The following is a 26,108-nucleotide window of genomic DNA, read 5'->3' as shown; positions in this document are numbered from 1 at the left end:
GCCTATTCGGCCATCTTCCGGCTGATGTTCAGCCTCGATTTCGGGGTGGTCAACAAGCTGCTGATGGGCGTCGGCCTGCCGCGCGTCGACTGGTTTTCCAATCCCAATGCCGCCATGGCGGTGCTCATCATCGCGGTCACCTGGCGCTGGGCGGGCTATAACGCCATCATCATCCTGGCGGGCCTGCAGTCGGTGCCCGAGGATGTCTATGAGGCGGCCCGGCTCGACCGCGTCAGCAAGGTGCAGCAGTTCTTCTTCATCACCGTGCCACTCATCAAGCCGGTGCTGATCTTCTGCACCATCCTGTCGATCATCGGCTGCATGCAGCTGTTTGCCGAGCCGTTCCTGATCACCAATCGGGGTGGTCCGGGCCAGGCCACCGAAACCCTGGGTCTGTTCCTGTTCCGGCAGGGCTTCCAATCCGGCAATTTCGGTTATGCGTCGGCCGTCGCCTACGCCATCGCGATCCTGGCCGTGATCATCTCGCTTGCACAACTCTGGCTTGGGAGGGAACCGAAATGAGCAAGTCCCAACGCGACCGCCTGCAGTCGATCCTGCTGCATCTGGTTCTGACGCCGCTCGCCATCATCTGGGTATTTCCGCTCTGGATGATGGCAGTCTTTTCCACCATGCCGGATCACGGCATTTTCTCGCCGGACCTGCAGCTGTGGTTTTCCGACCAGTTCATCGCCAACATCACCAACATGCAGGCCGATACCGATTTCGTCCATGCGCTGAGCGTTTCGGTCGGCGTCGCGCTGATCTACACGGTCCTGTCGGTGTTCCTGACCTCGATGGCCGGCTGGGCCCTGGCGCGCTACGAATTTATCGGCAAGCCGATCGTGATCGCCATCATCCTCGGGACCATAACGCTGCCATACTTCGTGGTGGTCATTCCCCAGTTTGTCATGGTGGCCCGCGATTTCAGGCTATCCAATACCTGGATCGCGCTAATCGTGCCGCCGCTGTTCAATTCGCTGGGCGTGCTGTTCATGCGCCAGGCCTTTTCGATGATGCCCGCCGACCTGTTCGATGCAGCCCGTGTCGAAGGGGTCAAGGAATGGAAAATCTACCTGCACATCGCGCTGCCGCTGGCCCGGCCGACCATTGCGGCGCTGTCGATCATTCTCTTCCTCGCCAGTTGGAACAATTACCTCTGGCCGCTGCTGATCGCGACTGACCGCAGCATGTTCACCGCCCCCGTGGCGCTGGGCTCGTTGATCGGGCTGACCAAGGTTTCCTGGGGCGGCATCATGGCCGGCGCCGTGCTGCTGACGGCACCGATGCTCGTCGTCTTCGTCCTGCTGCAGCGTCATTTCATCGCCGGCATCGCCGCCGGCGCCATCAAATAGGAGCCGCTCATGGCCGGCGTCGCACTGAACAATGTGGTCAAGAATTTCGGTAGCGTCGAGATCGTCCACGGCGTCTCGCTGGATGTGACCGATGGCGAGTTCGTGGTGTTCGTCGGCCCCTCGGGGTGCGGCAAATCCACTTTGCTGCGCATGATCGCCGGGCTCGAGGATATTTCGGGTGGCGATATCGATATCGGCGGCAAAATGGTCAACGATGTCGAGCCCGCCGACCGCGGCATCGCCATGGTGTTTCAGTCCTATGCTCTCTATCCGCATATGACGGTTGAACAGAATCTCAGTTTTGGCCTGCGGATGAACGGCAATGACAAGGCCGATACGGCCCGCCGTGTGGCCAATGCGGCCCGTATCCTGCAGATCGAGCCATTACTGCAGCGCCGGCCGAAACAGCTTTCGGGAGGCCAGCGCCAGCGCGTCGCGATCGGGCGCGCCATCGTGCGCGAGCCGCAGGTGTTCCTGTTCGACGAGCCGCTGAGCAATCTCGATGCCGAACTGCGCGTGCAGATGCGTGTCGAGATCGCCCGCCTCCACAAGGAGCTGGGCACCACCATGATCTACGTCACCCATGACCAGACCGAGGCCATGACGCTGGCCGACAAGATCGTCGTGCTACGCGACGGCATCATCGAGCAGGTCGGTTGTCCGCTCGACCTCTATGACGATCCGGCCAACCAGTTCGTCGCCGGCTTCATTGGCTCGCCCAAAATGAACTTCATGGCAGCCACCGTGGTCGCTTCGGGCAATGGCAGCCTGACTGTCGAACTCGACAAGCAGGGAAGGGCTCGCCTGGCCGCTCCCCTACAGGGCGCCGTTCCTGCCGTCGGCAGCAAGCTGACGGTGGGCGTACGTCCCGAACATTTCGGCGCGGCCGGCGCCGGAGGCACCGATATCGCGCTCGATATCGATGTGGCCGAACATCTCGGATCGACCAGCTACATCTACGCCAACACCGGCTCGGGCGAACAACTCGTCATCGAACGCGAGGAATCGCGGCACGTGGTCCGCGGGGTGGGGGCTTCGGCCAGCATCGATGCGGGGCGCGTCTATCTCTTCGACATCACCGGCAAGCGCCTGCGCTAGCCTTCTTCAGCCTTTCTCCAGGCCATGGTTCAAACCGTTATGCAACAGACCAAAGAACTCGCCCTCCCGATTTACGCGCCGCTGCCGCTCGATCCGACCGGGAGCATGTCGCTCGACCTGTGCGGGGCGTGGAACTACCTCCAGCCGATCGCCGATCCCTTCGCTCGCCAGCCATTGCCGTCGGATGTAACGCTGCAGGTGCCCGGCGAGGTCATCATGCAGGGCCTGCCGTTCGATCCGGCGGCTGCCTTCGCGCTGGAGCGGACCTTCGCGGTTCCCGCGGCCTGGGCTGGCCGGGTCGTTCGCCTGCGCTTCGAAGCGGTCTACAGCCAGTGCACCGTCTGGATCGATGGCCGCCCTGCTGGTCACCATCTCGGCGGCTTCACGCCCTTCGACCTCGATCTCACCGATCAGGTCAAGGCGGGCGAGCAGGCACGGGTGACGCTGCACATCACCAACAATTCGATTGCCGATACACTGGCCCAGCAGACCAACTATGCGTTCCACCCGCTGGCCGGCATATCACGCAAGGTGACGCTCTTCGCGCTCCCGTCCGACCATTTCGAAGTCTTCGACGTCGCCACCATCTTTGCCGCAGGGGACCTTTCCAGGGCGACGCTGCAGCTCGATCTGCAGGTCAGTAGGCCTGGTCCCGTCGATGTCGAGTTGGTCACGCCAGCCGGTGATGTCCGGCCCTTGGGGACCCGTCATATCGACGGAACAGCTCGATTGGCGTTTGCGGTCGAGGCGCCTGAGCTGTGGCACACCGAGCATCCCGCGCTTCACACAGTCAGGCTGTCCTATGCCGGTAGCACATATTCCCGCCGCATCGGCTTCCGGGATGTCCGCGTCGACGGCGGCAAAATCTTGCTGAACGGCCGCAGCATCTACCTGCGCGGTGTCTGCCATCACGAAACCCACCCGCTGACCGGCCGCGCCGACACAGCGCGCTGGGCGCAAACGGATGTCAGCCTGTTCCGCGCTGCGAATGTCAACTTCATCCGCACCTCACATTACCCGCCGACCAAGGAGTTGGTCGAAGCCTGTGACGAAGCCGGCATGTTACTTGAAGTGGAAGCGCCGTTCTGCTGGTCTTTCGGCCGGTTCGAAAAGATGTCGACCTGGGAGGAATTATCGGCTGCCGAGCAGGCCGCAGCGTCGGATTATGTGTCCGCGGTCTCGCTGGAAATGGTGTCCTATTACCGCTCGAACCCATCGGTCATCATCTGGTCGGTGGCAAACGAGTCCAACTGGGCGCCGCCATTCGAGAGATCCGCAGCGGCCATCCTGCGCGCCGACCCGACCCGGCCAACCACTTTCAACTGGGACAAGCTCGGGCCCGAATGCACAGGCCATGTCGACATCGCCAATCACCACTACCCGGAAGCTGGCGAGACGGCACGATTTGCCGTCGAGCCGCGGCCCGTCATGTTCGACGAGTTCGCCCATCTCTACTGCTACAATTCGCGTGAGATGGTCACCGATCCCGGGCTGCGGCAGCATTGGGGGAAGTTCCTCGGCCAGCAATGGGACGAAATCCGCGCGCTGCCCAACGGCATCGGTGGCTCGATCTGGGCGGCCATCGACGATCATTTCTACATTCCCCAGCGCGACGGTTCGCGCAAGTGGGTGGGTTACGGCGAGTGGGGTCCGCTGGATGGCTGGCGCCGCCCCAAGCCGGAATACGAGCAGATGAAGCGCGTCTACGACCCCATCCAGGTCCATCGCGATGGCGCGCTGATCACTGTGGAAAACCGTTTCGACTTCACCGATCTGTCGGCGGTGGACTGCACTTGGCAAGCCGGTGAACAGGCCGGCCGCGCCACACTGTCCGCCTTGCCCGGCCAGGTCGCGACCATCCAGCTGCCGGCCGGCCTCGCCGACAGGTCCTTCGAACTCCATTTCCGCGTACCTTCGCTTGGCTATGACCGCCGGATCTCACTGGCGGCAGCAGCCGGTGCAACGGCGCCCGTCGCGTCGCGCCCCGCTTTGCAGCCTGTGAGGCGGAACGGCGAGGATATGCGCATCGGCTCCTGGCAGTTCCTCGGGGGCGACAACGGTCCTGTGGTAGTCACACCGGGCGGAGAACGCCTGCCGTTGGCTCTGGCGATCGTTCCAAGCTTCCCGTCCTGGGATGCCAACAAGCGGCCGCCGGGCAAGGTCATGCCGCTGGAAAACCTGATGACCGGCTGGCAACTGGCCGACATCCATTCGTCGGCCGACAGCGTCAATTTCGTGGGCAGCTATGGCGCCGCCAAGGGCAAGCTGAGCCTGTCCGTCGATGAGGATGACGGGCTCGTCGTGGGCTACGAGTTCGAGGCGCTCGAGCCGCTCGCCCCGTTGCAGATCGGCTTGGCGCTGGACCTGCCCCCTAGTTGGGACAACTTGCGCTGGCAATTGGCCGGGCCGGCCAATGACCTGCCGGACGACCACCTGTCGCGCAGCCGGGGCGAAGCGCGTGCCCGCGCGCTGGGACCGGACGAGCAAATGCCGGCCGCAGCGCCGAGCTGGCCGTGGAAGGACGACGTCAGCAATCTGGGCAGCAATGACTTCCGCGCCACCAAGCTTGGTATTGAACGCGCGGGCCTGTTCGCCCAGACGGACATCGGCCTTTGCGTGCAGTCTGACGGAACCCAGCACGTGCGGGCCCAGGCGGGCCCCGACGGCATGAGGTTCTACGCGCTCGACTGGACCGGGGAGGGCAGCGAGCGGTTCCTAGCGACCTTCGCGCAGCCCCTTAATCTCGAGACGGGCCACGTCCTCAGCGGTGAAGTCCGCTTTGCCTATGGCCCCTGGGGCTGACATGATCACCGGCCGGCGCTCGGACGCCGGCCGGTCGTAGTTGTATTCGAAAAGGCCAAGGGCTTCGCTATGAGCAAAAGACGGTCCCAGCATTGGTTCGGCGGACAAGACAAGGATGCCTTCATTCATCGCAGTTGGATGAAGAATAACGGCCTGCCCGATGATGCCTTTGATGGCCGTCCGGTCATCGGCATCTGCAACACCTTCTCCGAGTTCACGCCGTGCAACGCCCATTTCCGCGGGCTGGTGGAACACATCAAGGCCGGGGTGCTGGAAGCCGGCGGCCTGCCGCTCGAATTCCCGGTGTTTTCCTGCGGCGAATCCAACCTGCGCCCCACCGCCATGCTGTTCCGCAACTTGGCCTCGATGGACGTTGAGGAAGCCATTCGCGGCAACCCGATGGACGGCGTGGTGCTGATGGCGGGCTGCGACAAGACTACGCCATCGCTGGTGATGGGCGCGGCCTCGTGCGACCTGCCCAGCATCGTGATCTCGGGCGGGCCGATGCTCAATGGGCGTTTCGAGGGCCGCGCCATCGGCTCGGGCACCGACGTGTGGAAATTCTCCGAAGATGTCCGCGCTGGACTGATGACCAACCAGCAGTTCGGCAATGCCGAAAGCGCCATGTCGCGGTCGCCGGGCCATTGCATGACCATGGGCACGGCGTCCACCATGGCCTCCATGGTCGAAGCGCTGGGCCTGGCTTTGCCGGGCAATGCTGCTTATCCGGCGGTTGACGCTCATCGAGCGCGCCTGGCCCGCCTGACGGGCCGGCGCATCGTCGAGATGGTCAAGCAGGACCTGCGCCTCTCGGCCATTCTCACCAAGGCAGCCTTTGCCAACGCCATCCGCGTCAACGGCGCTATTGGTGGCTCGACCAACGCGGTGGTTCACCTATTGGCCGTTGCGGGGCGCATCGGCACGGAGCTTAGCTTGGACGATTGGGATCGCTATGGGCGCGATATTCCCACCATTCTGGACCTCATGCCCTCCGGCCGCTTCCTGATGGAAGACTTCTGCTATGCGGGCGGCCTACCGGCAGTGATGAAGGAAATCTCGCACCTGCTGGATCTCGACGCCCTGACGGTGACCGGCCAGAGCGTGGGTGAAAACATTGCTGGCGCGGTCAACTACAATCCCCAAGTCATCCGCCCCATCGACAAGGCGCTGACCGAACAGGGCGGCATCGCTGTGCTGCGGGGGAACCTGGCGCCCGACGGGGCTATCATTAAGCCCTCCGCGGCCTCGCCGGAACTGATGGTACATCGCGGTCGCGCCGTGGTGTTCGAAGACATCGAGCACTACAAGGCGATCATCGACGACCCCGACCTCGATATCGACGAGGCCTCGATCATGGTGCTCAAGAATTGCGGGCCGCGCGGTTATCCCGGCATGGCCGAGGTCGGCAATATGGCGTTGCCGCAGAAGCTGCTGAAGCAGGGGGTACGCGACATGGTGCGCATTTCGGACGCACGCATGAGCGGTACCGCCTTCGGCACCGTCGTGCTGCATGTAGCGCCCGAGGCGGCCGCGGGCGGACCGCTGGCGCTTGTGCGTACCGGGGACATCATCGAGCTCGACGTGCCCGCCAGGCGCCTGAATCTGGACGTATCCGAGGCTGAACTGGCCGCCAGGCGAACGCAGTGGGTGGCGCCCAAGCCGGCGATGGAAGGCGGCTACCAGAGCCTCTATGTCGAGCGAGTGCTGCAAGCCGACAAGGGCGCCGATCTGGACTTCCTCGTCGGTTGCCGTGGCCATGCCATCCCCCGCGACAGCCATTGACCATGACGCTGCGAATAGATGCGCACCAACATTTCTGGGCATATGGCGCCGATCCCGCCCAATATGCCTGGATGGCCGGCGCCTATTCGGGTCTGCGGCAAAACTTCGGTCCGCCCGACCTCGAACCGCTGCTCAAGCAAACGGGCTTTGCCGGCACGGTGGCCGTCCAGGCGCGCAATAGCCTGGTTGAGAACGACTATCTGCTGGCCTTGGCGGACCGCCACGCCTTCATCCTTGGCGTCGTCGGCTGGCTCGACCTGGCCGACGAAAACGTCGGGGTTCTGGTCGCCCATTACGCCGCCAAGCCGAAGTTCAGGGGGGTGCGGGTGACCCTGACCGGCGCAGAATCCGACGTCGCCAAGCTCAACGGCGTTTCGGCGCTGAATGCCCGCGGCCTGACCCTCGATGTACTGCTCGGACCTGACCAAATCGCGTCGGCAATCCAGTTGGCAGACCGTTTTCCCGGCCAACCGATCGTTATCGACCATATCGCCAAGCCACCCATAGGCGCGACCATGGATCCGTCATGGCGAGATGCCATGGCCGAACTCGCGCTGCGACCGAACGTATCCTGCAAGCTCTCCTCGTTGATCACCCAGGATGATTGGAGCGCATGGTCCGCTGCCCGCATCGAGCCCTACCTCGATCACGTGCTGCGGCTTTTCGGTCCGGGCCGCCTGATGATTGGGTCTGACTGGCCGGTCTGCACCGTGGCCGCGGACTACGCAACGACCGTCTCCGTGGTCATCGACTGGCTGGGCCGGCTGGACGCGATCGAGCGAAACGCAATCGTGGGCGGCAACTGCAGGGCGTTCTACGGCCTGCATATTGCTGACCGTCAACCAATCCCGGCGTCCGGCGCCGCAGCCTAGCGAGATAACCATGTCCCAGCGCTTTACCGGCATTCACGCGGTTCTCTACGCCCTTTACCAGCCCGACGGGCGCTTGTGGCGCGACGGCATGCGCCAGCAGGTCGAGCACTGCCTGGCCTCCGGCGTGGATGGCATCGTCGTACTTGGTCTGGCCACGGAGGTGGCCAAGCTCACCGAGGCCGAACGCCGGCAGGTGATCGACTGGGCCGTCGAGGATGTTGCTGGCCGCACCCCGCTCGGCGTCACCATCTATGGCAATTCGGTCATCGAACAGATCGAGCTGCTCGGCCATGCCCAAGGTGCCGGCGCGAGCTGGCTGATCCTGCAGCCGCCGGTGTTCGGAGCCTATGGGGCGGCCGAAACCATCCGCACCTTCGGTAGTGTCGCCGATGCGGCGCGGATTCCAGTGGCTATCCAGAACGCACCGGCCCTCATGGGGCGTGGCCTGACCGGCGCCGATATCGCCACGCTGGTGGAGCGCCATCCGGTCATCACCCATCTCAAGGGCGAAATGCCGGTCCTCGAAGTTGAACGCATTGTGGCGGCTGGCGAAGGTCGGTTGGTGGTCCTGAACGGCCAGGGCGGGCTGGAAATGATGGACAATATCCGGGCGGGTGCCGAGGGTTTCGTGCTGGCGCCCGATGTGGTGGACAAGGCCGTGCTGATCTGGCGCGCCATGCAGGCAGGCGACGAACAACTGGCCGAAGCGCTCTACCAGCAGATGCTGCCAGCCAGCGTTTTCGGCATGCGCTCGCTTGAGCATCTACTAGTCTATGGCAAGCGCATCTTCGGCCTGCGCACGGGTCTTGAGATTGCCGACCGCGCCCCAAGCCTGCCCACCAGCGAATTCGGCCTGGTGCTGGCAAAGCGCTACGCGGACGCGTTCGGCGCCATGCCAAAGTAAGGCAAGCTCGCAGCATCTCGCCCGTCAGGCGGGGTGCTGCAATTGGCTCAAGCCGCCGTCGACCACAAGGCACGCTGCATTCATGAAGCGGCATTCATCGGAAATCATGAACACTGCCGCCATAGCGATTTCGTCGGCGGTGGCGATGTAGCCGCAGGGCTGCAACGCCATGGTGCGGGCCTTTGCTGCCTCCGGGTCGGGGAAGCTGTTCCAATAATCCGTGGATTTCTGGGTTTCCACGTAGCCGGGCGCCAACGCGTTCACCCGAACGCCCTGCGCGGCATATTCGAGCGCCAGCGATTTCGTCAGTCCCAGCAGCGCATGCTTGGCCACCGGATAAGGAAAAGTGTGCGGGATGATGGTGAAGGCGTGGGTCGAGGCGATGTTGAGGATCGCTCCGCCGCCATCAGCCAGCATGGCCGGCAGCACGGCCTTGCTGCAGTTCCACGCCCCCTTGACGTTGATGTCGAAGTTGCGGTCCCACTCGGCCTCGCTTGCCTCCAATGGCGTCGAGAAGACATTGACGCCGGCATTATTGATCAACGCGTTGATCTGACCGATTTCGGCCGATGCCGTGGCCACAGCGGCGCGAATGGCGGCCGCGTCGCTGATATCGGCGGCGGCGTGCCCGACCCAGCCGGCTGGCGCCCCCAGGCCCGCGACGCTGGTCCGCAGCAGGTCGCCGTCCCGATCGACGAGGAATAGTTTGGCGCCCTCCCTGAGACACGCCTTGGCTATGGCGAGGCCAATGCCCTGGGCCGCGCCAGTGACGAAGATGCGTTTTCCGGAAAGACGCTCACCCATGGATCAACGCCCCAAATCGGCGTGGGTCAGGTCACGCACGATATGCGGGGACAAAACCGGAATATTGAGCAAGTACATCGCATTCTCCGTGATGCTCGTGATTGGCGCCAGCGATGGAACGATGATCGTCGCGGCGCACAGCCAAGTGATACACCGCCCAGACGCCGCAGAAATCACGGATAGCTCAAGTCCCACGGCCGCATGCAAGCGCCTGGGGAGACATCAAACCCCGCGCAGAATTTCCGACAGTTTGCGCTGCGGCCCAGCGCTTTCGGAAACATCAATGCCGGACAGTAGGTCGACCAGATGGCTCGTCATCAGTTCCGAAGCGTCCAGTTCGCTATTGGCGGCGATCGCGTCCACCAGGGCGTGGTGGGCGTGGCTTTCGCAGAAGGTGTCGGTGCGCCGCGAATAAAGCGAGATGATTAGCGCCGAACGCGAGCACAGGGACCGAACGAACTCGGTCAATATGGTCTGGCCGGCGATCTCGGCTATGCCCTCGTGGAACCGCGCCGACAACATCACCGCATCGCCCTGGCGACCGTCGTGGATGGCCTTGTGTTCCTCGTCGAGATGACGGCGCAACACCTTGATGTCGGACGGCTTGGCGATGGCCGCGGCCATGGCAGCGACCTTGGGTTCGATGATGGCGCGGGCCTCGAAGACCTCGCGGGCCTCACGCTTGCTCGGTTTGGCAACAAAGGCGCCTCGATTGGGCTCGAGCTGGACCAGCCGATCATGCGCCAATGCCTGCAGCGCAGCGCGCACCAGCGTTCGGCTAACCGAATAGACCTCGCCGAGCTCATCCTCGGGAAGCTTGGTGCCGGGCGCAATGTTGTGGGCCAGAATTGCGGACTTCAGATCGTCGTAGATCTGTCCCCAGCGACCGCTTGTCACCACTCCGGATGTGCGGTCTTCATTTGCTTTCAGCATGCCTGAATCCTCTTTGCACTACATAAGTTGTCCGCAATGCCTGCGCAAGATTGGATTCATTTGCTCAGCGGTTCGCACACATTATTCCCGTGTCTGGAAGGTTGGCGGAAAGATTTCGTCGGTTGATCGCCGCTTGTAGTCGCGTTGGGAATAGCCTGATTTCATTGTCGCATAGTAGCCCTTGAGGCGCTGCGACATCGCCTTGGCATCCACGCCAGGCAGCTTTTGGTTCTCCATGACCGTGCGGCCATTGATGATGACGGTGGTGATGTCGGCGCCGGTGCAGTTCATGTGCAGGGTGCGGATCGGGTCCTCGATCATGCCGACGCGCGGATTGGTGAGGTCGACAATGATCATGTCTGCCTTGGCGCCGACCGCGAGGCGCCCGAGATCGTCGCGGCCGAGCGCGGCGGCACCGCCCAGCGTGGCAGCCCGATAGATTTCGGCGGCACTACCGGCGTCGGTGCGTCCCTCGATGAGCTTGGGGATATGCACGCCAACATCGATGTTGCGGATCATGTCGGGCGGATAAGAGTCGGTGCCCATCGCGAATTTGACACCGGCCGCGCGGTATTTGGGGAAGCTTTCGAGCGCAGTGCCGTAGCGCAGCGAGGTCATTGGGCAGTGGATGACGGTGGTGCCGCTGGCGGCGAGCCGTTGCAGGTCGCCCTGGCCTTTGTTCGGGTTGCGGCTGTGGGTATCGAGAAAGATCGCGTGGGGAATGAGCAGGTCCGGACCAAGCAGGCCGGTCTCATCGAGCAGATCGAGTGGGCTCTTGCCATAGCGGGCGTCGAGCAGCCGCAGTTCCTTGAGGCCCTGCAGGCAGTGGAGACGCACCTTCACGCCCAAGCGCTTGGAGGCCTCGGCCGTCTTGCGCATCAGCGCGGGCGTCATGGTCTCGATGCGCGCGGGTAGTAGCGCGCCGCGGATCAGGCCATCATGGGCGCCGTCGAAATCCGCGATGAAGCGGATGGCGCCGGCAAATCCCTCGTCGCCCAGCGGCTCGCTCCACAGCACGTCGCGGCTGCCATCGGCGCGGACGACATTGACCCCGGCGCGATAGCTTGGCCCGGCATAGAGGCGAAGCCCAAGCCGGCCAGCGATGCCCGCTGCGGCGGCCCATTCGTCATAGGTTTCGCACCATTCATTGTGCATCTCGCCGCCGATCGGCATGGCCGTGGTGATGCCGTTGCGGATCAACTGGGTGAAGGCAAATTCGTGGCGGAAATCGCGGTCCTCGGGGGAGAACACATCGTGGCGACGATTGAGGAAATAGTCTTCGGACCAGTCGAGCCCGGTGGCGGTCTCGGGTCCGTGCCAGCTGTCGATCAGCGCGTGGTCGATATCGGCGAGCGCATCGAGATCGATGAAGCCGGGGCTGAGGATGGCTTCGCCCGCATCGACGACTGTGTCGGGCGTGCCGAGAAAAGCCTTACCGACATAGATGATGCTGTCACTTTCGTAAGCGACCTCGCCATCGCGGATGATGGCATGGTCGCCTCCCTCATAAGCGATGACGAAAGCGGCCTTGACCAGCGTGATCACGCCTCGATCTCCGGCGGCAGCGGCAGCTCGATCGGCGAATCGAAGGTGCGCTGCACCATGCCCCAGCCGGGATCGGTCAGGTGGTTTTCGAGCCCGCCGCGTTTCACCACGGCCCAGGCCTGCGCCTCGGCTTCCTGCAGCACTGCATGGAGATCGACGGTGAGGATGCGCTTGTCTTCCATCAGGACTTTGCCATCGACGATCACCGTCTCGACATCCTGCCCGACCGCCTGCAGCACGAGGCGATGGATCACCATCCAGTTCGGCGTGAGATGCGGTTTGCGCAGGTTCACGATGGTGACGTCGGCCTTCTTGCCCACTTCGAGCGAGCCGATCTCATCCTGCATGCCCAGCGCCTTGGCGGCATCGACCGTGATCATCTCGAACAGCTTGCCCGCCGGCAGCAGATAGGCGTCCTGATTGCGCCAGCGATGCGCAAGCTGGGCCAGCTTGGCGGCTTGCAGCAGGTCGAACGTTGCCCATGGCGCGGCGCCATCGGTGGTGATGGCGACATTGACGCCCCGCTGCATCATCTCGATCACCGGCGCCCTGCCGCCGGGCGAATGGGTCATGCTGGTGCCGGTTTCGGCCAGGATATCGACTTCTTCGAGGCTGAGCCCAATGCAGTGCTGCAAGTGAACATTGGGCCCGAGGATGGCGGTTTCGGGATCCTGCCAGGCCATACGCACGTGACCGGCAAAGGCATCGGAGTGGATGCGCGTGTTATGCTTGGCCGCCAGTTCCTTGACCCGGCGGCCCTGCATCCGGTCTTCGGGGGTCGAGCGCGTGGCGCGATCGGGTGTGGTCGGATTGGACGGATCGATCGAAGGCATGATGGTGAAGGGCGTCACGAAGGCCTTGATGCGGCCATCGCTGGTGCCGTTGACGGTTTCGATCACCGCCTCGGCACCTGCCATCAGCTCATCGAAACTCACCGAATAGCGAGTCGGCTTGCCGTCGATCCAGCGCGTCGTCGGATGCGGCCAGGGCATGCCGGCCGGGCCAGTACAAACGATGTCGCGCAGCCCGACCGCCGCATAGCCCTTGGTCTGGTTGATGGCAAAGGTCGGATCGTCGCTGCGGGGGGCCGAGCCGACGACGCTGACCGAGGTGGTCACGCCCATCCGCAGCCGATCGGTGGCGGAGATATAGCCATCGGCCAGCCAGAAATCGGGCGTCGTATAATGGAAGTACATCGGCGTCACCACGCGCATCCACACCGATGGCGTGTCGACGCCCAGCGTCTTGACGATGGAATGGCCGGCATGGCCATGCGCATCGACTAGGCCCGGAATCACCGCCCTTCCCGTGCAGTCGATCTGCTGGTGCTGCGGATAAAGCGGCAATAGATCGGCGGTCTTGCCGACTGCGGCAATGCGATCGCCGGTAATGGCCACCGCGCCGTCTTCGATGATGGCACGGTCGGGGCCCATGGTCACCACGGTACCATGGACGAGCAGCAGGTCGGTCATTCGTATCTCCTCACGCCGCCAGATTGCGCAGCGGCAGGTTCAAATCCTGACAAATACCGCGGAGGTGATCGCGGCTAAAAAGGATGTCCTTGACCGCGGCGGCATAGTCGAAATCGCGCACCTCTTCGACCATGGGCGGCACCTCCCCGACGGCCACGCGCTTTTCATAGGCGTGGATCATCTCGACGAAATCGGCATATTCCTCCACCGAGCAGTCCTTGTGCCCGGCGATGAAAGCGGGTTCGGCCAGTTCGAGCGTGTTGAACTTGACGAATTGCGGCCCGTTGGCGAAGGGCGGCGTGTTCTCGATGGTGATGTTGAGCTCCGGCTGCGCCTCGGCGAGAATCTTGAGGATTGCCGCATAATCGACCACGCCCTGCCCACAGGCACGGCCCTGCATCGCGGCATTGCGGCCATTGAAGACCAGTCCAGCATCCTTGAAATGCGTCTGCCGCGTATAGGGCGCCACGCGCTTGGCCACCCAAACCGGATGTTCGAGCCGCTGCAGCCCGTTCGAGGTATCGTAGACGATTCCAAAGGCATCGGTGCCGCACGCTTCCACCAGCCGCACCACTTCGAAGCTGGTGATCTCTTCATGCGTCTCGATATTGATGTGGATGCCCAGGTCCAGCGCGATCGGCTTGAGCAGGAGCAGCAGCTTGCGGATGCCTTCGAGCTGGTCGGCCCAGGTCACGTCGGTGCGGAAACGATCGGTACCGAAGCGTCCTGCATAGTCCTTGTGGTTTGCGGTACCGACCCAGAGTTCGCGGCAGTCGATGGCGGCACAAGCCTCCATCATCCGGCGGAAACCCAGCAGGGTATCGCCATCGCCGATAGCGCGCATTTCGGGCGTTTCGGGCAGAGCATAGGGGTTCACCTTGCCCAGGCCCATTTCGAGATACATGCCCAGCTCATCCGCGCGCTGGCGCACTGCCTTGAGCACGCCCATGTCCAGCGTCGGCGCCACGTCGAGCACAGTACGGAAAAATAGTCCGTCCATACCCAGCTCGCGGCCATGGTCCATGCTGGCCACGCCGCCACGCTTCGCCGCTTCGGGAATTTTGCGTCCGTCGATACCTAGCCGCATCGTTCGCTCCTCAGTCCAGCCGCACGATTTCGCGTGGGCTATTGGTGATCCACTTCGCCCCGGTCGCGGTCACCAGCGCCATGTCGCCGACGCAGATGTGGCCGAGGCCGGGAATGGTGAAGTTGGGATGGATTTCAAAGATCATGTTCTCGGCGACGAGCGGCAGCTGAGCACCCTTGCTGCGGTCGCGTTCGGGATTGACCGCCTGCACATAGCTCGGGTCGGAATAATTGATGCCGAGCGAATGACACGACTGGAAGCGGAACGGGTCGGTGGCGCGGGTATAGGGGCAGAAGGCGTCGATATCGGCTTCGAGAGTATCGACCAGGTTCTGCATCGGCGCGCCGGGGACGAGGGTGGCAAGCGCCCGGTCCTGCATCTCGACCATGCGCGACCAGGCATCGGCCATCGCCGGCGCAATACCGCCACGCACGCCGGTGCGCAGGCACTGGCCGAAATGGCCCTCATAGGTCACCGTCGCGCCCAGTTGCACGCGGTCCTTGGGCCCCAGCGTTTCGTTCAGCTCGAACAGCTCAAAATAGGTGGTCGGCGGTGCCTCCCCGGTAGCGAGCCAGATGCTGGAGGAGTCCGCGCCAAGCTGGCGGCCAGTGAATTCGGCATTGGTCATCAGTTCGGACGGCGTCGTTTCAGGCCGTCGGGCCAGTTCCATGACGCGGTTGATCATCGCGACGGAGATATCGGCGGCGTGTTGGTGCATTCGCACTTCATCGGCATGGCGCACGAGGCGCAGCGCATCGAGGGCATCGCCGAGGAACACCTGCTCCGTGACCATGCCATCGAGGGCCAGCTTCAGCGGCGCACCCATATACGGCGTGCCGGACACCCCGATCTTGCCACCGCTGACGCCAAGCTCGGCAAGACCGGCAGCCAGCAGCTTATCGAGCGCGGCATTGGGTCCGTAGGCGCGGGTATCGGCGAAGAACGAACAGCGCTGGTTAAATACACGGGTATTGTTGGGACCGGCGGCCAGGATGATCCCCCTGCCCTGCTTGGGCAGCAGCATTATGGTTGCGGCCCTTGCAGCCCAGCCGGCCAGGTATTGCAGCACGCCGCCACCGGGACGCGGATGGGAGTAGACCATCAGCACATCGACGCCGGAATCGGCCATGATGGCCCGCGCCTTGGCGATGCGTTGGAGCAGGCAGTCGTCCGCGATGCGGTCGATAGAGGCAAGCAAAGTCATCAGCGAATTCCTGAACTCATGAGGCCGCGCACGTAGTAGCGCTGCAGGATGATGGCGATGGCCACCAGGGGGATGGTCACGACGGTGACGCCGGCAAACAGCGGACCGTCGAGGGGGAAGTTCGGCACGCTCTTGTAGCCGGCGATGGCGACCTGGGCGATCTGCATGCTGGGGTCCTGGATGATCACCAGCGGCCAGAGATAGGCGTTCCAGCTCCAAATGAACTGGATCAGCACCAGGGTAGCGAGCGCCGGCTTCACATTGGGCAGCGCGATGCGCCAGAAGATTTTGAGGGTCGAGGCGCCATCGACGCGGGCGGCATCATCGAGTTCGACCGGGATCGACTGGAAGGCCTGCCGCATCAGGTAGATGCCGAAGGGGCTGCAGGCGAAGGGCAGGAACAGTGCGGGGTACGTCGAGACCAGGCCCATGCCCTTGACCACCTCATAGAGCGGCACGAGGATGACTTCGAGCGGGATGAAGGCGGTCACCAGCAGCAGGCCGAACAGCGCATTGCGCAGCGGAAAGCGCAGCCGGGCAAAGGCATAACCTGCCAGCGTCGAGGTCACCACCGCGATGATCACCTGCCCGGCGCTCGCGATCACCGTGTTGAGCAAAGCGCGCTGGAAGTTCAACTGGAAGAATAGCGCGTAGTAGTTTTCCAGCGTCGGAAACGGCGGGAAAAACGTCCACCAGGTCAGCGGATAGCGGAACTTGACGATATCGTCCGTTGATTTCAGCGACGACAGCGCCGACCAGACGATGGGGAAGGCGAAGAAGACTGCGACGAGCAGCAGCCCCATGGCGCCGAATACAGTGCCCCTGCGGATCTGCGTCAACGGCGCGGGCTTGGCGATGATTTTATCGGCGATCGAGAGAGTGTCGCTGGCCATGGCTCAGATCCCAGAGCGGCTGCGCAGGGCGCGAGCCTGGATAATGGTGATGGCGACGAGCATGAGCAGCATCATGACGACACTGGCCGCAGCCGGTCCGGGCGAATTGAACAGGAATGCCTGCGCGTAGGAGAAGTAGGCGATGTTGGAGGTCTGCCCGTTCGGCCCGCCCGCAGTAAGAATCTGGATCGGGGTGAACAGGCGCGCCGCGGCAATCGTGGTCATGAACAGGCCCAGCACCAGGCTCGGTCGCAGCAGCGGCAGCGTGATGCGCCAGAACTTGTTCCAGCGATTGGCGCCATCCATCGAAGCGGCCTCGAATAGATGCGGCGGGATGGCCTGTAGCGCGCCGAGGAAAATCAGCATCGGCAGGCCGATATCCTTCCAGGCGGTCATGATGACGATGCAGACCACGGCAAGATGCCCGTCGGTCAGGAATGGCTGCGACGGCAGGCCGAACGTCTGGAAGATCACGTCGAGCAGGCCGCTATTGGGCTGGTAGATGGCGTTCCAGATCAGCGCCGCCACCGCCTCGGATGACGCCAGTGCGCCCAGAATGGCGCCGCGCGCCAGCGCCGTGCCCGGCATGCGTTTGTCCAAGAGGATCGCGAGGCCCAGGGCCGACGGAATGATGATGACGATCATCAGGACCATATAAATCAGCGAAACCCAGAACGAGGACTGGAACGACGGATCGGCCAGTACCGCCTGGTAATTGCCGAAACCCACCCAGCCATTGGGCCGGTGATTGAACGGATTGAAGGCACGAAAACTGTTGAGGATGGCGACGCCGAGCGGCCAGAACTGGAAGATGCAGAGGCCAAGTGCCGCCGGCAGGATCATCAGCGGGCCGATGACCAGCTCGCCGCGCCGCGTCGGATTACCTGTCCAGCTTGGAAACTTCATGGCCGCAGTCCCTCTTCAAACAAAGTGGCGTTCCGCCACTGGCCCTCGTCAAATGGAGCGACGCCCCGCCGCCGGTGCAGAGCGGCGGGGCGCCTGGGGTCACTTGTATTTGGCCAGGAGGCCGTCGATCTGCGTGGCCACGTCATTGAGACGGGTCTGCGGATCGGTGCCGAGCGCGATGTCCTTCACTGCCGGGTTGATAGCGCTGAAATAGTCGAACCAGCCGACCGACTTGGGCGGGCCGAAAGCATTGTCGGCAACATTGGTGCCGAGCACGAGGCGCTGGTCGGAGGCATATTCGGGCAGTGCATCGACTAGGGTCTTGCGCACCGGCATCGAGCCCCAGGCATCGTGGAAGGCGAAGCGGTTGGCGTCATTGCAGATGAAGGCGAGCAGTGCCGCGGTCTCCGCCGGATAGGGCGTACCCGAATAGATGGTCGGCGAATCGGCGACCGTGGTGGTGTAGGCGATGGTTCCCTTGGGCGCCGGGGACATACCGAAATTGAAGGGTTGGCCAGTCTTGAGGAAGCGCTTGACCGTGCCGGTGCCGCTGAAGGTGACGGCCGCAGCACCGCCGCGGAACTGGTCGGGCACGACGCCGGTGGGCGTATAGCCGCTCTTGAACACCGTCTGGTAGTTGGCGAGGCCGGCAGCGGCTTCGGGCGTGTTCACATAGCCGCTGGCGGTGAAGCCGTCTTCGGACACCCCCATGAAGGTGTTGTAGACCGAGGAATCCTTGGCCGCTTTGGGATCGCCCATCATGCGCACCCAGATGCTTTCGAGCTGGGTATAGTTGGAGCCCGGCCCGCCATTGCCATAGCCGGATGCGGCCAGCGCGAAGGTCTGGGTATCGCCTGAGGCGCGCAGGGCCTTGGTGACGTCGTCGAAGTTCTGCATATATTGCTCGACGGTCCAGCCGCCGTCGAACTCGCCGACTTCGGGCGGCGGCGTGATCTTGAGCTTGTCATAGATGTCGCGGTTGAACGCCATATAGACCGGGTTGGTCTCCCAGGGCAGACAAACCAGATTGCCGTCGATGGTCGCCGACTCGCGCAGCGGCGCATAGACGTCCTCGATGAAATCGGCGGACAGGAACTGCTGCAGCGGCAGGGTGAGCTGACCGGCCGCATAGGCCGAAGCGAAGTCGTTGCGGCCCATCATGATGTCGGGGGCACTGCCCGAAGTCACATAGACCTGCACCTTGGTGGGCAGGTCGCCATAGGGCACGCGCTCTTCCTGAATGGTGATGTTCGGATAGGCCGCCGAGAAGGCATCGTATTGGGCCTGCATCACCGCGTTCACTTCAGGCGGAAATTCCTGGCGCATGATCTTGAGCGTGATCGGGGCGTTGGTCAGTTCGGGACCGGTATAACCGCCCAGATCGATCTTGTATTTGCCCGGATTGCTGCCAGGCGTAGCGGCAAAGGCGCGCGATGGCAGGATGGCGGGCATCGCCAGCACCCCGGCAGTAGCGGCGATGCCGCGCAGAACCGTACGCCGTGAGAGGCTCGATTTCAGTCCCGGCAGGTCACTTGATTTGGTCATGAGGTCCTCGGAATTCGGGTTGCGTTGGATCTTGCGGGCGCGAGTGAACGCGACCGGCAAAGCGGTTCAAAATCGGGTGGCGATGCGGGGCGGCTGCCTTGCGGCGGAGCCGCCCCGTTCAGCGATGCCAGGCGGTCAGGGGAGACGATGACCGGTCCCAGCATCGAAGCAGTGGACCCGCGCCGTATCGGGCGCGAGATGAATGAGATCGCCGCGCACGATGGAGACGCGGTCCTTGACGATGGCGGTCACGCGTTGGCCGTCTATATCGGCGACCACCTGGGTTTCGGCGCCGGTCGGTTCGACCACCACGACCTTGGCGGCAAAACCGGTGTCGCCGAGCGTCAAGTGTTCGGGGCGAATGCCGAGATCGACTCCAGTGCCAGGCACGACGCCGCTCAAGGCGGCGCCGAGCGGCATGGACTGGCCACCGCCATGCTCGAAAACGAGGCCTTTATCGCCACCCACTAACCGGCCCCGCAGCAGGTTCATCGACGGCGAGCCGATGAAAGTGCCGACGAAGGAATTTGCCGGATGGTCATAAAGCTCCAGCGGCGTGCCGATCTGCTCGACGACACCAAGACGCATCACCACGATGCGGTCGGCCATGGTCATGGCTTCAATCTGGTCGTGAGTGACATAGATGGTTGTGGTCTTCAGCCGCTCGTGCAGGTCCTTGATCTCGGTGCGCATCTGCACGCGCAGCTTGGCGTCGAGATTGGAGAGCGGCTCATCGAACAGGAAAACCTGCGGATTGCGCACGATGGCGCGGCCCATGGCGACGCGTTGCTGCTGGCCGCCCGAGAGCTGGCGCGGATATCGATCGAGCAGTTGTTCCAGCCCCAGAATGCCGGCTGCATGGGCAACCTGCTTTTCGATATGTGCCTTGAACTCGCCGCGCATTTCGAGCGCGAAGCTGAGATTCTCGCGCACCGTCATGTGGGGATAGAGCGCATAGTTCTGGAACACCATGGCAATATCCCGGTCTTTGGCGGCAAGGCCGTTCACCACTTGGCCGGCAATGTGGATTTCGCCGCCTGTGATATCTTCCAGCCCGGCGATCATCCGCAGCAGCGTAGACTTGCCGCAACCCGATGGGCCAACAAGGCTGAGGAACTCGCCATCGACGATGTCGAAATCGACGCCCTTGAGCACTTCCGCCCCAGCGAAGTTTTTGATTACCTTGCGCATCTGAACGCTGGCCATGCTGTTCCCCGGTCCTCGCTATGAGATGAGCCTGCCGTTTTGTATTCTACGTGTCAACAAATCCGATACAAAACGTCCAACGCTATGTTGCACCTTTGGTCGCGTGACGCGTGCGTCGCAACCAGACTGTTAACGAAGAATTATTACCCGCGGGAAGGAAAAATGCCTGTCGCACGGCGGGTTTGGCTGCAATGAGGCAGGTTCAGGTTCCGCTACAAATAGACAGACTACGTTCGCGCGGCAACAAAACGCATTGCAGCCATCCACATTTTGCATGCCAATATGTTATGTTTTGTATACAAGAATTGCCGAGCGGCGACACACCGAGCACCAACCATGGAGACCGACTTGATCGGCGTATTCAACAACAGCCTGCCCGGCTACGAGACCCTGTCCCCCATAGAAATCTTCGACAAGGCCAAGGCGCTTGGCCTTGGAGGGGTGTTGTTCGGCAATATCCTGTCGGTGCTGCCGACGCTCGATCCGGCAGCGCTGGCGGACTTGCGGCGGGCCGCCGAGGCGCGTGACATCATTCTCAATGCCGGCGTCGGCACCTTCAATCCCGCCCGGCCCGAGCGTTGCAAATCACTGATCGACGCCGGTGACGGCGACATGGTCAAGGGCCTGGAAAAGGTGCTGCGCGCCATGCCGACGCTCGGCGCCAAGACCGTGTTCTTCGTCGTCGGCATGATCGAGGACCGCGACGATCCGTTGGTGCCGTGGTCGGCCCAATTGCAGGGCGTAATCGATGGCGTCAAGGCACTTGCCCCCGCGATCCGCGAGAGCGGCACGCGGCTGCTGATCAAGACACACGAGGAAATCTCTACCTTCGAAATCCTGCGCATCATCGACGAGGTCGGAGAAGACCTGCTCGGCATCGCCCATGACCCGGTCAATGTGCCCTGCCGCATGGAAGAGGCGGTTGAATGCACCCGCCGCATCGCCAAGCACGTAGCGCAGGTCCATATCGACGATTGCTACACCACCTTCGACGGCGACCTAATGCGCCGCTACCTGACCCCGCTCGGCACCGGCGATATCGATTGGAGCGAGCTGCTGGCTCTGGTGCCCAATGCCACCCGCTGGATCGAGTTTCATCGCGGCCAATTCGCCATGCCGGTCTTCGACAAGGACTGGCTCGCCGCACAGTCGGATGCGACGCTCGATGAATATCGCGCGCTGATCTCGGCCACGGTGAAGCATGAGCGCGCCAATACACCGGTGCCGGACCAGAAGGATGTATTTGTCCGGCTGGCACCAAGCATCGAATGGCTAAAGGCGAACGCCTGACCTAGCGCAGCAGCCTGCCCCATTTTGCGGGCAGGCTGCTGCCCAGACCCAGCCCGGAGAGTGCGCCCCAGACGCCGGCAGACACGGAATCGAGGACGGGCAGGTCCAACTCTTCCTCAAGCGCGGCGCAGAGCCCGGCTCCGGGCAGGTTAGTGCAATAGAACAGAATCGCATCTGGCTTCGACGCCGCGACCCGACGGGCCATGGCCGTGAGCGTTGCCGGCGCCATGGTCGAATAGCTGAAATTCTCGCTTAGCCCAGCGCCGAGATTGGCCACGCAGTCGTAGCCCGCCGCGCTCCAGCCACGCATGATCTTGTCGTTCACCTCTTGGCGGAAGGGCGTGACAAAAGCGATGCGCTTGATGCCGTTCGAGGACAGGAGGCTGTCGAGCGCCAGCACCGAAGTGACCGCCGGAATGCCGAACTCATCCTCGATGCGCCGGCACAGCACCCGGTCGCGATCGAATCCCAGTTCGCCGCCCTTGCTGCCGTTCCAGCAGATCAGATCGACATGCGCGTCGGCCAACAATTGCGCTGCCCCCATCATCGAGGGCCAATGATAATCCTCGACGACCGTGTCACTGGGGCCCGCAAAACCGAAGCGGGTGAAATGCGGCGACACGTCCGCGATATCGCGCGTCATCGCCAGCGTCACCCGTTCGACGATGATATTGGATGACGGCGTGATGGTTCCGAACGATTTCATGGCGCCAACTGCCGCTCTGCCCGGCGCGCCCGGCCCACCGCCGGATCGGGGATGGGCACCGCTTTGAGCAGTGCCTGGGTATAGGCATGTTGCGGGGTATCAAACACCTGCTCGCGCGTCCCGTGCTCGACAATTCTGCCGCGTTCCAGCACCGCGACCGTGGTGCACAAATGCCGGACCACTGCCAGATCATGCGCCACGAACAGGATGCCGAGACCCAGTTGCTTTTGCATATCCTGCAACAGATTGATCACCTGCGCCTGCACCGAGACGTCGAGCGCCGAAACCGGCTCGTCGCAGATCAACAGCTTGGGCCGGATCACCACCGCGCGCGCGATGGCAATGCGCTGGCGCTGGCCGCCCGAGAACGAGCGCGGATAGCGCGTCAGTGCTTCCTCGCCGAGGCCAACCATGGCCAGCATTTCGACCACTCGGGCGCGCCTTCCGGCGGCGGTGGTTTCAAGCTTGTGGACCAGCAGGCCCTCGCTCACCAGTTCCTCCACCGTCATGCGGGGATTGAGGCTGGCATAGGGGTCCTGGAACACCAATTGCACGTCGCGGCGGAAGCGCAGCGTATCGAAGCGGCTAGAGCGATGCACATCGATGCCGCTGTAACTCACTCGTCCGCTATCGGGCCGGGTCAGCCCCAGCGCGCAGCGAATGATCGTCGATTTACCCGAGCCGCTTTCGCCCACAAGGCCAACCGATTGGCCTTCATCGACATTGAGGACGATGTCGTCCAGCACCATGGTGTGCTGGCCGCGGCCGGCAGGGAACGACTTCGAAATATGATCGATTTGCAGCATCACCCTTCCCCATAGAGGTGGCAGCGGACGCGCGCGCCCAGCGGCGTGATGGTTTCGCCAGGCTCGACGCTGGTACATACCGCCATGGCGTGATCGCAGCGCGGGTGGAAGGTGCAGCCGCTTGGTCGCGCGGCGGGGGCCGGGGGCGCGCCGGATATGGAGCGCAGACGATCCACCGTAATATCGGCGCGCGGCACCGCTTCGAGCAGGCCGCGTGTATAGGGATGCTGTGGCTCGGCAAACAACAATGTCGCTTCGTTTTCCTCGACGATGCGGCCCGAATACATGACCATCACCCGGTCGGCAAAGCCGGCCACGATGCCCAGGTCGTGCGTGATGAGCAGCACGGCCAAGCTTCGGCGGCGTGAGATTTCATCGAGCAGGTCGAGCACGCGTTCCTGCACGCGCACGTCGAGCGCCGTGGTGGGCTCGTCGGCGATCAACAGGTGCGGCTCGCCCACCAGCGCCATGGCCAGCACCACGCGCTGGCGCATGCCGCCGGAAAATTCATGCGGAAAGCTGTCCAGCCGCTCGGCCGCGCGTTCGACCTTGAGCTCATCGAGCACATCGAGCGCCCGCTGGCGCGCCTCGCGTTTGGAGACCCCTCGAATACGCAGTGTCTCGGCGACCTGATCGCCAATCGTCATCAGCGGATCGAGCGAACTCATCGGGTCCTGGAACACCATGCCCATGCGTTGGCCGCGCATCGCCGTCATTTGCCGGGGAGAGAGCGACAATAGGTCCGTGCCGTCGAACTGAACACGACCCGACAGCTTCACCCGACTATTGAGCCGCATCAGCGCCTGGGCGGTGACCGACTTGCCTGAACCGCTTTCCCCCACCAGGGCGACGCGTTCGCCCCGGCCGATGCCGAAGCTGACATTGTCGACCAGCCGCACATTGGCATCGCGCGTCGCGATATCGATCGAGAGTTGATCGACCTGCAGCAGGGATTCGGGTCGGCGCCGGACTTGCGCCGGTACTATGCCATCGGTCAGGATCGTATCCACTCCCATGGTTCAGGCCTGCAACGACGGGTCGCGCCGCACCTGCAGGATATCGGCCAGCAGGGCGAAGGCGACCGCATTGATGACGATGGCGGCGCCGGGCGCCGCGACCGCCCACCAGGCGATCGACATATAGCCGCGCGCGCCCGAAATCATGGCCCCCCATTCAGGACTGGGTGGCTGGGCACCAACGCCGATGAAAGACAGGCCCGCCAGGATCAGCATGGTGAAGCTGATGTCCCCGGCCCATTTGACGATCAGCACGTCGAGCGAATTGGGCAGCACATGTTTGAGCATCAGTCGCGTTCGCGACACGCCCAGGATGCGCGCGCCCTCGACGAACGGCTGCTCCATGGTCTGCCGCATGGTGGTTCGCAAAATGCGCGCGGTCATCGGCCAGCCCGTCAGGGCCAGCGCGATAATGCCCGATTGCAGGCTGGGGCCGAGCACCGTGGCGATGCCGAGCGAGACGACGAGGCCCGGCAGGGACAGGCCGATATCGGTGATGCGCATCAGTAGTTCATCGACCCACCGAGGCCCCACCGTTGCCAGTGTCGCCACAATCATGCCGATAATCGAATAGAGGATCACAACCAGCACGGTCGCAAACAGCGAAAGCCGCGAACCGGCAACCAGCCGCCAGAAAATATCGCGGCCCTGGTCGTCGGTGCCCAACCAATGCTCGGCACTTGGCGGAAGCAACGTCTCCAGCATGTTGGAGGTGTAGATGTCGGCCGGCGCGATCATCGGCCCGATCAGTGCCAGCAGGAACAGCGCGACGACCACGCCGAACACGGTGAGTTCATAGGCGGTGAAATTGGCTTTGCGGCGTGGCGCGGCAGTCGGCAAGACCAGCGTCATTTCGCACCTGCCCGGAATTGCGCGCCACGGATGCGGGGATCGAGCATCAGCGTGATGATGTCGGCCACCAGATTGACCAAACACACCGCGATGCCGACGAACATCACCGCGCCGAGCACCGCATAGGTGTCCTTGAGCGCCACCGAATTGGCGAGAAAGCTGCCGACGCCGCGGCGGGCAAACACGGTTTCGACCAAGATGGCGCCGCCGACCATGCCACCAATCAATACGCCCATGAGGCTAACGGTCGGCAGCAACGAATTGGGCAATGCGTGGCGCAGCACCATGCGCGACGTCGACGCGCCTTTGGCGCGGACCGGCAGCATCATGTCGGAAGCGAGCACGCCAAGCAGTGACGCCCGCAGCAATCGAAACACTTGCGCGGCAAAGGGAATGGCAAACACAATGGCGGGCAGAATGAGGTAGGCCATGGCGTCGAGGAACCCCACCATATCACCGGCCAGCAATGCATCGAGTGTGGGCATGCCTGTGACGTTGGGGGACGAAATCCCGAAGGAGTGCTGGCCCGAAATCGGCGTGATCCGCCACACGTTCCCGAAGAAGAATTGCAGCATCAGCGCCAGCCAAAAGGCAGGCATTGCGCCGCCAGTGACCGCGATAATGCGGGTGATCCCGTCGAACGCTTTGCCGCGATAAGTGGCCGCAACCAGCGCCATGGGAAAAGCGATGACCGTGCCGATAATGCTGGCGAGGATCATCAGTTCGATCGTGCTGGGCAGCACCGCGGCCAGTTCGGTGAGGACCGGCTTGGAGGACACCACCGAGGTGCCCAGATCCCCGCGCAGCATGCGCAGCAGGAAGTTCAGATATTGCTGCAATACCGGTAAGTCGAGACCGAGCCGCTTGGCGACCGAGGCCACCTGCTCGGGGCTAGCGCCTGGGCCGGCGGCCACCTGCGCCTCATCTCCGGGGATGAGCTTGATCATGATGAACACCAGGGTCGCGAGGCCCCAGAGCGTCAGGACCGTCATCACCAGGCGCTGAGAGATGAGGCGCAGGTAGGCCATTTTCG

Annotated in this window: 23 protein-coding genes; 8 read left to right on the top strand and 15 right to left on the bottom strand. The window is 63.2% G+C overall.

What is annotated here, in order from left to right:
• From JWP26_RS19485 to JWP26_RS19455, 7 genes are all read left to right on the top strand, one after another.
• A partial coding sequence (locus JWP26_RS19485) for a carbohydrate ABC transporter permease (RefSeq protein ID WP_299731765.1) occupies positions 1-522 on the top strand: 522 nt, incomplete at its 5' end.
• Complete coding sequence (locus JWP26_RS19480) at positions 519-1,352, top strand: carbohydrate ABC transporter permease (RefSeq protein WP_299731762.1); 834 nt, start codon at positions 519-521, stop codon at positions 1,350-1,352. The genes JWP26_RS19485 and JWP26_RS19480, both read left to right, overlap by 4 nt.
• A gap of 9 nt (positions 1,353-1,361) precedes the next feature.
• Positions 1,362-2,450 carry an ABC transporter ATP-binding protein gene (locus JWP26_RS19475; RefSeq protein WP_299731759.1) on the top strand — a complete coding sequence of 363 codons (1,089 nt, stop codon included), beginning with the start codon at positions 1,362-1,364 and terminating at the stop codon, positions 2,448-2,450.
• A gap of 39 nt (positions 2,451-2,489) precedes the next feature.
• Complete coding sequence (locus tag JWP26_RS19470) at positions 2,490-5,252, top strand: glycoside hydrolase family 2 TIM barrel-domain containing protein (protein ID WP_299731756.1); 2,763 nt, start codon at positions 2,490-2,492, stop codon at positions 5,250-5,252.
• Positions 5,253-5,321: 69 nt separating this feature from the next.
• Complete coding sequence (gene araD, locus JWP26_RS19465) at positions 5,322-7,034, top strand: L-arabinonate dehydratase (RefSeq protein WP_299731753.1); 1,713 nt, start codon at positions 5,322-5,324, stop codon at positions 7,032-7,034.
• A 2-nt stretch (positions 7,035-7,036) separates the two neighbouring features.
• Positions 7,037-7,906, top strand: coding sequence for an amidohydrolase (locus JWP26_RS19460; protein ID WP_299731750.1), 870 nt, complete (start codon positions 7,037-7,039; stop codon positions 7,904-7,906).
• 10 nt (positions 7,907-7,916) lie between these two features.
• Positions 7,917-8,810 (top strand): dihydrodipicolinate synthase family protein, encoded by an 894-nt coding sequence (locus tag JWP26_RS19455; RefSeq protein WP_299731747.1) that lies wholly within the window; start codon positions 7,917-7,919, stop codon positions 8,808-8,810.
• 24 nt (positions 8,811-8,834) lie between these two features.
• On the opposite strand, the gene JWP26_RS19450 is transcribed toward JWP26_RS19455, so the two are convergent.
• The 10 genes from JWP26_RS19450 to JWP26_RS19405 all read right to left on the bottom strand — a co-directional run bounded on the left by JWP26_RS19450 (position 8,835) and on the right by JWP26_RS19405 (position 20,405).
• On the bottom strand, positions 8,835-9,614 hold the full coding sequence (locus JWP26_RS19450) for an SDR family oxidoreductase (RefSeq protein ID WP_299731744.1): 780 nt from the start codon (positions 9,612-9,614) through the stop codon (positions 8,835-8,837).
• A gap of 222 nt (positions 9,615-9,836) precedes the next feature.
• A complete protein-coding gene (locus tag JWP26_RS19445; RefSeq protein WP_299731741.1) occupies positions 9,837-10,547 on the bottom strand; it encodes a GntR family transcriptional regulator in 711 nt (236 codons plus the stop codon).
• 81 nt (positions 10,548-10,628) lie between these two features.
• Positions 10,629-12,092, bottom strand: a complete 1,464-nt coding sequence (locus JWP26_RS19440; protein WP_299731738.1) for a chlorohydrolase family protein — start codon at positions 12,090-12,092, stop codon at positions 10,629-10,631.
• Positions 12,089-13,564 (bottom strand): amidohydrolase family protein, encoded by a 1,476-nt coding sequence (locus JWP26_RS19435; RefSeq protein WP_299731735.1) that lies wholly within the window; start codon positions 13,562-13,564, stop codon positions 12,089-12,091. Before JWP26_RS19435 ends, JWP26_RS19440 begins: the two co-directional genes overlap by 4 nt.
• Before the next feature lie 10 nt (positions 13,565-13,574).
• Positions 13,575-14,651: a TIM barrel protein gene (locus JWP26_RS19430; RefSeq protein ID WP_299731732.1), complete on the bottom strand. Its 1,077-nt coding sequence runs from the start codon at positions 14,649-14,651 to the stop codon at positions 13,575-13,577.
• A 10-nt stretch (positions 14,652-14,661) separates the two neighbouring features.
• Positions 14,662-15,855 (bottom strand): M24 family metallopeptidase, encoded by a 1,194-nt coding sequence (locus JWP26_RS19425; RefSeq protein ID WP_299731729.1) that lies wholly within the window; start codon positions 15,853-15,855, stop codon positions 14,662-14,664.
• Positions 15,855-16,748 carry a carbohydrate ABC transporter permease gene (locus tag JWP26_RS19420; protein ID WP_299731727.1) on the bottom strand — a complete coding sequence of 298 codons (894 nt, stop codon included), beginning with the start codon at positions 16,746-16,748 and terminating at the stop codon, positions 15,855-15,857. Before JWP26_RS19420 ends, JWP26_RS19425 begins: the two co-directional genes overlap by 1 nt.
• Positions 16,749-16,751: 3 nt before the next feature.
• The gene (locus tag JWP26_RS19415) at positions 16,752-17,654 is read right to left on the bottom strand and encodes a carbohydrate ABC transporter permease (RefSeq protein ID WP_299731725.1); all 903 of its coding nucleotides are present in this window, start codon (positions 17,652-17,654) and stop codon (positions 16,752-16,754) included.
• A gap of 99 nt (positions 17,655-17,753) precedes the next feature.
• Positions 17,754-19,199: an extracellular solute-binding protein gene (locus JWP26_RS19410; RefSeq protein WP_299731723.1), complete on the bottom strand. Its 1,446-nt coding sequence runs from the start codon at positions 19,197-19,199 to the stop codon at positions 17,754-17,756.
• 135 nt (positions 19,200-19,334) lie between these two features.
• Positions 19,335-20,405 carry an ABC transporter ATP-binding protein gene (locus tag JWP26_RS19405; RefSeq protein ID WP_299731721.1) on the bottom strand — a complete coding sequence of 357 codons (1,071 nt, stop codon included), beginning with the start codon at positions 20,403-20,405 and terminating at the stop codon, positions 19,335-19,337.
• 336 nt (positions 20,406-20,741) lie between these two features.
• Between JWP26_RS19405 and JWP26_RS19400 the strand changes: the two genes are divergently transcribed.
• The gene (locus JWP26_RS19400; RefSeq protein ID WP_299731719.1) at positions 20,742-21,695 is read left to right on the top strand and encodes a TIM barrel protein; all 954 of its coding nucleotides are present in this window, start codon (positions 20,742-20,744) and stop codon (positions 21,693-21,695) included.
• A 1-nt stretch (position 21,696) separates the two neighbouring features.
• Here the strand turns inward: JWP26_RS19400 and JWP26_RS19395 are convergent, their stop codons facing one another.
• From JWP26_RS19395 to JWP26_RS19375, 5 genes are read right to left on the bottom strand one after another with little or no spacing between them, the layout of a single operon-like run.
• Positions 21,697-22,401, bottom strand: a complete 705-nt coding sequence (locus tag JWP26_RS19395; protein WP_299731716.1) for an aspartate/glutamate racemase family protein — start codon at positions 22,399-22,401, stop codon at positions 21,697-21,699.
• A complete protein-coding gene (locus JWP26_RS19390; RefSeq protein WP_299731714.1) occupies positions 22,398-23,207 on the bottom strand; it encodes an ATP-binding cassette domain-containing protein in 810 nt (269 codons plus the stop codon). The genes JWP26_RS19395 and JWP26_RS19390 overlap by 4 nt, the downstream gene beginning before the upstream one ends.
• Positions 23,207-24,223, bottom strand: a complete 1,017-nt coding sequence (locus JWP26_RS19385) for an ABC transporter ATP-binding protein (protein ID WP_299731711.1) — start codon at positions 24,221-24,223, stop codon at positions 23,207-23,209. The genes JWP26_RS19390 and JWP26_RS19385 overlap by 1 nt, the downstream gene beginning before the upstream one ends.
• Positions 24,224-24,226: 3 nt before the next feature.
• Positions 24,227-25,075, bottom strand: coding sequence for an ABC transporter permease (locus tag JWP26_RS19380; protein ID WP_299731708.1), 849 nt, complete (start codon positions 25,073-25,075; stop codon positions 24,227-24,229).
• Positions 25,072-26,103 (bottom strand): ABC transporter permease, encoded by a 1,032-nt coding sequence (locus JWP26_RS19375; RefSeq protein WP_299731705.1) that lies wholly within the window; start codon positions 26,101-26,103, stop codon positions 25,072-25,074. The genes JWP26_RS19380 and JWP26_RS19375 overlap by 4 nt, the downstream gene beginning before the upstream one ends.
• Positions 26,104-26,108: the final 5 nt, after the last annotated feature.

It is taken from the genome of Devosia sp., assembly GCF_028290435.1.
Taxonomy (GTDB): Bacteria; Pseudomonadota; Alphaproteobacteria; order Rhizobiales; family Devosiaceae; genus Devosia.
This window is presented reverse-complemented; position numbering and strand designations above follow the sequence as displayed.

Bases quoted from the DNA above. Each gene is read 5' to 3' on its own strand.
- JWP26_RS19480 (WP_299731762.1), top strand. From the start codon at position 519: ATGAGCAAGTCCCAACGCGACCGCCTGCAGTCGATCCTGCTGCATCTG.
- JWP26_RS19375 (WP_299731705.1), bottom strand. From the start codon at position 26,103: ATGGCCTACCTGCGCCTCATCTCTCAGCGCCTGGTGATGACGGTCCTG.
- JWP26_RS19445 (WP_299731741.1), bottom strand. From the start codon at position 10,547: ATGCTGAAAGCAAATGAAGACCGCACATCCGGAGTGGTGACAAGCGGT.
- JWP26_RS19425 (WP_299731729.1), bottom strand. From the start codon at position 15,855: ATGACTTTGCTTGCCTCTATCGACCGCATCGCGGACGACTGCCTGCTC.
- JWP26_RS19420 (WP_299731727.1), bottom strand. From the start codon at position 16,748: ATGGCCAGCGACACTCTCTCGATCGCCGATAAAATCATCGCCAAGCCC.
- JWP26_RS19390 (WP_299731714.1), bottom strand. From the start codon at position 23,207: ATGCTGCAAATCGATCATATTTCGAAGTCGTTCCCTGCCGGCCGCGGC.
- JWP26_RS19435 (WP_299731735.1), bottom strand. From the start codon at position 13,564: ATGACCGACCTGCTGCTCGTCCATGGTACCGTGGTGACCATGGGCCCC.
- JWP26_RS19450 (WP_299731744.1), bottom strand. From the start codon at position 9,614: ATGGGTGAGCGTCTTTCCGGAAAACGCATCTTCGTCACTGGCGCGGCC.
- araD (WP_299731753.1), top strand. From the start codon at position 5,322: ATGAGCAAAAGACGGTCCCAGCATTGGTTCGGCGGACAAGACAAGGAT.
- JWP26_RS19405 (WP_299731721.1), bottom strand. From the start codon at position 20,405: ATGGCCAGCGTTCAGATGCGCAAGGTAATCAAAAACTTCGCTGGGGCG.
- JWP26_RS19400 (WP_299731719.1), top strand. From the start codon at position 20,742: ATGGAGACCGACTTGATCGGCGTATTCAACAACAGCCTGCCCGGCTAC.
- JWP26_RS19455 (WP_299731747.1), top strand. From the start codon at position 7,917: ATGTCCCAGCGCTTTACCGGCATTCACGCGGTTCTCTACGCCCTTTAC.
- JWP26_RS19410 (WP_299731723.1), bottom strand. From the start codon at position 19,199: ATGACCAAATCAAGTGACCTGCCGGGACTGAAATCGAGCCTCTCACGG.
- JWP26_RS19415 (WP_299731725.1), bottom strand. From the start codon at position 17,654: ATGAAGTTTCCAAGCTGGACAGGTAATCCGACGCGGCGCGGCGAGCTG.
- JWP26_RS19460 (WP_299731750.1), top strand. From the start codon at position 7,037: ATGACGCTGCGAATAGATGCGCACCAACATTTCTGGGCATATGGCGCC.
- JWP26_RS19475 (WP_299731759.1), top strand. From the start codon at position 1,362: ATGGCCGGCGTCGCACTGAACAATGTGGTCAAGAATTTCGGTAGCGTC.
- JWP26_RS19385 (WP_299731711.1), bottom strand. From the start codon at position 24,223: ATGGGAGTGGATACGATCCTGACCGATGGCATAGTACCGGCGCAAGTC.
- JWP26_RS19430 (WP_299731732.1), bottom strand. From the start codon at position 14,651: ATGCGGCTAGGTATCGACGGACGCAAAATTCCCGAAGCGGCGAAGCGT.
- JWP26_RS19470 (WP_299731756.1), top strand. From the start codon at position 2,490: ATGCAACAGACCAAAGAACTCGCCCTCCCGATTTACGCGCCGCTGCCG.
- JWP26_RS19395 (WP_299731716.1), bottom strand. From the start codon at position 22,401: ATGAAATCGTTCGGAACCATCACGCCGTCATCCAATATCATCGTCGAA.
- JWP26_RS19380 (WP_299731708.1), bottom strand. From the start codon at position 25,075: ATGACGCTGGTCTTGCCGACTGCCGCGCCACGCCGCAAAGCCAATTTC.